This window comes from Luteibacter sp. P4_E6 (assembly GCF_056401535.1).
Genome location: NZ_JBFUJE010000865.1, coordinates 1 through 1,110, shown reverse-complemented (window position 1 = coordinate 1,110; position 1,110 = coordinate 1). Strand labels below are relative to the sequence as shown.

Below are 1,110 nucleotides of genomic sequence, written 5' to 3'. Positions count from 1 at the left end.
CACCAATGTCGGGCTTGATACCGGCACCGATGCCGTTCCCGAACCTGGGTTGCCTCCGGTGGCGACAACCGTTCCGAAGGACGAAGTCCCGCCCGTGGTTCCCGCATTGGCACCAGCGCTACCGCCCGCGCCGCCCTGACCAACCACGACGGCCTGCCCGCTGAATCCGCTCGAAACTATTGAGATCGCATAGCCACCACCGCCACCGGCGACGCCGGCGCTCGCCTGACCAGCGACGACGGCCGCGGTGCCGCCACCGCCTGCACCCGCACCGATGACGGTAATGCGGACCTTCTTCGTTCCAGGGGACGGAGTGTAGGTCCCCGATGAAGTGAAAACCTGCGTGTTGAGTAGGCGTCCTACCGACTGAGCGTTGATCTGTGYGGCGAGCGACTGCGTCATCACCTGCGTGCTGACGGAGGCAACGATGTTCCCCGCTACTATCGTTGTCTGTCCGTTCGCGACGGTGACCACTGCCAGGGCAATGAACCCGGCATCCGTCGCTGGTGTCGTCTGTGAACCCGTAGCCGCGGCGACGCCAGCCTTCACCTGCAGCTGTACTTGTCCGGCGCGAATGGTTGCCTGCTGAGCACCCGTGTTGTTCGGTCCGCTGTACGCCTGCGTCGGATTGCTCGCGTTGTAATACGGGAGCGTCGTGGCATTGATATCGGCGTCGGCGTACGCCGCTTCGATCAAGTAATTGATCGAGAAACCGGCAGTCGTTGGAGCCGGGCATGGGAGCGTTACAGGATCGAGCTGGATGCCCTGCTTGATGCACGTGTGCGTGGTATCGGCAGGCAGCGAGCTATACGCCGTCGCCTCCAGGTTCTGAAGCGAGTAGATCTCGCCGGCCGCAACGATGACGTTCAATGCCGCCGGCGAGTTGGGACCCACGGTGAGGCCTGAAACGACGCCACCAATTCCGAGCACTGCCGCAGCAAGCTTGCCCAAGCCGACCATTGCCGACTGGTTGGTGCCAAGCAGGTCCGTCTCGAGCGGAATCTGTCCGGGATATACGATTTTGCGGTCCAAGGGGTTTCTCCGGGCATAAAAAAACCCGCCACGAGGGCGGGTTTGAGGTGTGCTTGAGGGGTTGATCAGTTACTGATG

1 protein-coding gene is annotated in these 1,110 nt (G+C 62.4%); it reads right to left on the bottom strand.

Features of this window, described 5'->3' with window-relative positions; all coding sequences use genetic code 11:
* Positions 1-1,032, bottom strand: a 1,032-nt coding sequence (locus AC1DT2_RS24175) for a glycine-rich domain-containing protein (RefSeq protein WP_477299263.1), incomplete at its 3' end; no start/stop codon positions are given.
* Positions 1,033-1,110: the final 78 nt, after the last annotated feature.